Raw genomic sequence first — 5373 nt, forward strand, 5'->3', positions numbered from 1 at the left:
ATATCTTTAGAGAGGAGCCCCCATTTTAGCTTTAAGGTAAATGTCAGATCAAAGTGTGTACTTTGCGCGTACTTTGATCAATTTAAGCCTGCGCCATATTTCCGCGGTTTTATACCCCTGTCAACAACTGCGCAATGTTTGAATTTTGGAATTCATCCTAAAGCTTATCGCTTAATCTGTCTTTCTACAATACGCGAATCTTTAGATAATAAACAATGGATACTTCATATAGATGGCTTAGCCTATGTTGACAAAAATAGAAAAGAAAAACCATCCACAGAGGAACGATATTCATTTCTAAAAGATAACAGTGCACCTGTAGAAACTGATAAAGATGTAGAAGAACAACTTAAGAGGGAATCATTTCTTTTCACATTACACTATGACCGTATTAAGACATTCATTTTTGAAAATAATATATTTAATAGTAAGCTTCTAATAAACAAAACTTTTCCTAATAAATCAGGGGATTGGATTGATTTAGTTCTTAGCATTTCAGAAAAATTAAAATTGAAGAAAGACACCTCTCATATTTTTGAACAAGTATATGCGGAACTCTTTTCTAAAACTGAAGATCTTCATGCAATAGTAGAACGCGCTACTGAACAGATAGAAAATATAACCTTAGAAAAAGTAAACTTACCCGAAGCACAGACTGGTTTAGAAAATTTTTTTGAAAAAGCAAGTCAAATAATAAGTGAAGTGGGTGACAGTATAGATTGTGGCAATGACCTATTTGAAGAGTTGATTGATACTGCTATAGAACAATTCCCCGCTACAGTCCAACAAGTAGCAAATAATGTTATCGATCGCATTTATAAACCTGAGCCGTTTTTTGTATTAAATCCAGAGGTAATTAAATATGTAGGACTGCCCATACATTCATTAAATGAAACAGAGCAATATAGCTTAACCGTAAGTTTAGCAAAACAATTGGCTCCCTTAAAAGCTGATTTAATGAGGAGAGTTAACGAGATTTCAACACTGAATGAATTGGAGTATCAAATATTTAAAAATAGTGTTGAAAAAGAATTAATTGCATTTTCACTAAATGAGCAAGAAGTAAGTAAAAAAGAAGCGTTAGAAAATTTTAATCTTCATTTGAGTTTTGCTCTACCTTTCTATCTTTTAAAAGACCTCTTAAGCGAAGAGCTTCCTGAAAATGGAAAAGTTAGAACTACTGAACTTTCCACGTTACTGAAAGAGTACACAGCAAAAGCGTGGCAGCAATGGAGTTCTAAGCCTCCTACTGTGTCTGAAATTGAGTATTTACTAAGACAAACTCAAAATTTTAGTACCTATTTATCATCTGACTTCCATCAGAAATTGAATGATCTTGAAGGTTATATAGAAATAAGCAAACCAGAGCGTGCGAAGAATGAAACAGAAATAAAAGATCCATACTTTCAAGTTGAACCCATTTCTCATGACGATATAGAGGATGACTCGAACGAAGAAGATTTAACTGAATTGCAAAATCAATATAACGATAAAATAGAGGGATATACGACATCGGAAGAAATAATTTTACAGGAAATTACTGAAATTGAAATCTATCGTACAGTCTCTTACCTTGCAATGGAAGATGATGTATGGAAGTGTGCAGAATTTTTTATAAATGATGACTGTAGCTCCTTAAAGGAAGAGTATGTTAAACAAATTGTTGAGATAGAACAGCGAAAGCTAAAGGAAAAAGAAGAAGCCCAAAAGAAATTAGAAGAAGATAAGCTATACGAAGAATTAGATAATAGGGATAAAGAACTAAGAAAACATAGAGAGGATATCTGGAAAACTGAAAAAAATAAATATCTTAGGCTTATAGATAATGAAATAAAAAGACTTAACAAATTTAGTCTTTTTGCTGATGAGCTTATTACTCATTTAAGGGTGGAAGCATTTGAACATTTACGAGAAAAACTAGAAAAAAGTATTACTATCAATAACTTCTGCAGTCTTTTAACGAAATTTGAAACTAATACCTTTATTTTATATGAAGGTGAAAAATATAGGGTTCTTGATTTGCTGCAAACGAATCGGTTTGGAAGACATGAGTTTTCTGAGAATACCCTAAGTAATATATTTTATAATTCCTTGAAAGAAAAAGTAAAAGCACAACAGCATGCTCTTAACGAAAAGGCAATGATAGCTCATATAGCTGATATGAATCTTCGTTTAAACAACGAAGTCTGCCCTATAGTTCGTAAGAGTTTTATCCAGAAGATTCAGGAATTCATGGAAAGAATAGTATTAATTGGAAAATATGTTATGGATGAGAATTCGAAAAAAGCTCAGGAAAAATTTTCGGAAAAAATTGAACACAATTCCCAGGTTCCTGTTACAGTTCAGAAAGAACCCGTGAAGGAGGAAAGACTTAAGCTTCATGATGATAAAGCAGTGGCTATGTATCTTACTAAAGAGTTAAATGAATTTAATAAAAATCAACCCAGTTGGTTCACCAATAACTATAAAAGGGTACAAAAGACGAACAAAGATATGGTTTCAGCGATCAAAGATTCAATTGGAGTCGAGGATACAAAAACCCAGATCGCAAAAAAGCACCAATTACTATCTGATTGTACTGACCGAAAAATAAAAGCTATTGCTAAAATAGCAAAAGAGATTAAAAAAATCGATCAAAAGAAACATCCAGAAAAAGTTAGCATTCTTTTGAGTTTTATGAAGGATTTGGGGTTGGAATGGGACCTTAAAAATAAACCTCAATTTTTACCTCAATTAATTAATGACAATGTGACTGTCACAAGTGCTAGAAATGAAAGATTTGGTAAGCCAGAGAACGTCACAATGAAAAAAGACTATTACTCTCTAGGAGTCAAAGTAACCACATTTTTTAGTGAACCTCCACTTCAAAATTTTGTTAAGGACTTGCCTAAAGTAGTTGAGGATCAATTTAGATCTAATCACGAAGATACTATGGAGGTAAGCAGTTTTTTTAAATAATTTACAAAAAATTAGTTTGTGACAGCGTGGTTCAAAAGTAAAGATCTTGGTGATAATTAAGTACATCAAGATCTTATAATATTTTGTTAAGAGTAGCATCGTTTTGGACTATTGATTTAATGTATGTACCCGTTCAAGTTCGGTTTATAAAAATTAATCAAGGAAAAATAAAAAATTATAATTTAGGGGATGAAAGACTATGTATCATTTTAGATAAATTTCTCTAGTAAAAGATGAGGATTTTCAGTTTGAACCAAAGATTATAGCTAACCCATTACACATTCTTTCTTTGAAGTTTGCTAATATCAAGACGCTTTTACCGCTTCTTGCCTCTCACAAAAACACCCTAAAACATTAAGAAACTAGTGAATTTGATTCAGTAGTATTGAGAAATTCATTTTTTAAAAAATTTTGATGTCAAATTAGCTTTTTAAAAAAAGAGGAATATTCACAGTTGATATTTATTCGTCTGAAATGGTTCTTGATTGATTTTTCAACTTTGCTAAAAATGTATTTTTCAATTATTTTAATCATTTTGTTGTATAATTATACTACAACATAGAAATACAGCAGAACCGATTGCGTAGTTGGTATTTTAAATAACTCCTATTAGAGGCTTTTAAAAAGTGAGCGCTATTACAAATATGAAAGCATATACCTCCTTCTTGAGTGAGGCATATCGAGGCATTTTCGACAGAACATGTATCGACTTTTGGGGGTATGTGTATTTCGATTTAGAAGGAAGGTATCTACAACTGAACTCCGAAAAATATATAATTGATGAAATTCTCAATAAAGAGTTATATATAGAACAAAATCTTTGTAAAAAGAATTATGAGTATAATAACTATTATGTGTGCCATGTACCTAATGACAATGTAATTGCTTCTGGGATCAAAAAGTGTCTTCTTGAAAGGGATTATACTTTTTTTATTGATTTTTTTTATCAGGACTCCTCTCATGTGGAAATGGTAACCTTTGCCTCCAATCATCAACCCGGACTTGTAAATAACTTTGTAGTTAATAATTTGGACTACTTTAAAATGATAGCAGATAATATGGCTGCCAAGATCCGGAGATTACATACAAAAGAAAACTTTTCAACTCTCCCTAAAGAATGCATCATCCGCATGAATGAGCTCTTTAACTCGGAAAATTGCGATAATGAAACTCAACTGAAAAACTTTATTTTACAATCTTCCAATAAACAAATGACGGAACTGATAAAAGATACAGTTTTTGATTACAATACCCTTCCCTTTAGTTTTTTGGGTGCTAAAAATTTAACGCATAGGGAAAAGGAAATGATTTATTTATATTACAATAATTTTAATTTACATCGTATCGCCGCTATACTTGAGATTTCCAAAAGAACTGTAGAACGACATTTTGAGAGTATCAAGAAAAAACTCGATTGTGAGAATAATGGACAAATCATTCCAGCTTTAATAAGATTTGATGCTACATTAAAGAAAATTCTCAATGTTTAACAGAAGCTGCTGCCTTCAATTCAAAGATTAGAAAAACATTCTGCCAACTCACGTTCACCTTGTAAATACTGATTCCATTGGATACAGCTGAATAGAGAACTATATCTTTTTAAAAACAGCTTATCAGCGAACCTGTCTTATACATACGTTTAGAAGCAGAGCAGCCACACAATTTTAAGGTATTTTCAACAAGTAATGCAGAACCTTTTTTCATCAAGCCTTCTGCAACATAAATAAAAAGTGAGATAAAATGCCGAACCCGCATTAAGTAGATTTTAGGATAAATATTATGAATCAAGATTTAAAAATTAGATTTGCAACACCATATGACATCCCTTTAATTTTACAATTTATTAAAGAATTAGCTGAATATGAGCAACTGCTTCATGAAGTAGTCGCTACTGAGGAACAATTGTTGGAAACTTTATTTGGTTCTAAATCTCATGCAGAGGTAATCATTGGTTATCTTGATGAAAAACCAGTTAGCTTTGCATTGTTCTTTCATAATTATTCAACCTTTTTAGGCAAACCAGGTCTTTATTTAGAAGATTTATTTGTTAAACCCGAAGCGCGCGGCCATGGAATAGGACAAATTATGCTGGCTTACTTAGCTAAATTAGCTAAAGATAGAAATTGTGGGCGTTTTGAATGGTGGGTATTAGATTGGAATGAACCGGCTATTAAATTTTATGAACGACTCGGCGCTAAACCAATGGATGAGTGGACCGTTCATCGAGTAAGTGGTGAAGCATTGAATGAGTTAGCAGATAAATATACTCACGTTAGTTCCCTATAAAGGGGTAGTGTTTAAATAACTGTGTCATCTCTTTTAACTTGTTATAATTTCAACACTTAAAAGAGGTGCCCATGAGTAAGAATAAAAAGATAGATTTATCCAATTTTGATTTCAATGAATTTAAGGCTG

3 protein-coding genes are annotated in these 5373 nt (G+C 32.0%); all 3 read left to right on the forward strand.

What is annotated here, in order from left to right; translation table 11 throughout:
- Positions 1-138 precede the first annotated feature (138 nt).
- The 3 genes from ACWTEW_RS05440 (at position 139) to ACWTEW_RS05450 (ending at position 5244) form a co-directional block, all read left to right on the forward strand.
- Positions 139-2958, forward strand: a complete 2820-nt coding sequence (locus tag ACWTEW_RS05440) for a hypothetical protein (protein ID WP_454783607.1) — start codon at positions 139-141, stop codon at positions 2956-2958.
- 644 nt (positions 2959-3602) lie between these two features.
- Positions 3603-4448, forward strand: coding sequence for a helix-turn-helix transcriptional regulator (locus ACWTEW_RS05445; RefSeq protein ID WP_454783608.1), 846 nt, complete (start codon positions 3603-3605; stop codon positions 4446-4448).
- Positions 4449-4737: 289 nt separating this feature from the next.
- Positions 4738-5244 carry a GNAT family N-acetyltransferase gene (locus tag ACWTEW_RS05450; protein WP_454783609.1) on the forward strand — a complete coding sequence of 169 codons (507 nt, stop codon included), beginning with the start codon at positions 4738-4740 and terminating at the stop codon, positions 5242-5244.
- Positions 5245-5373 lie beyond the last annotated feature (129 nt).

This window comes from Legionella stuttgartensis, from assembly GCF_977063405.2.

What these genes read in the sequence shown, in the direction of transcription:
- ACWTEW_RS05450 (WP_454783609.1), top strand. Translation starts at nt 4,738, where the DNA reads ATGAATCAAGATTTAAAAATTAGATTTGCAACACCATATGACATCCCT.
- ACWTEW_RS05445 (WP_454783608.1), top strand. Translation starts at nt 3,603, where the DNA reads ATGAAAGCATATACCTCCTTCTTGAGTGAGGCATATCGAGGCATTTTC.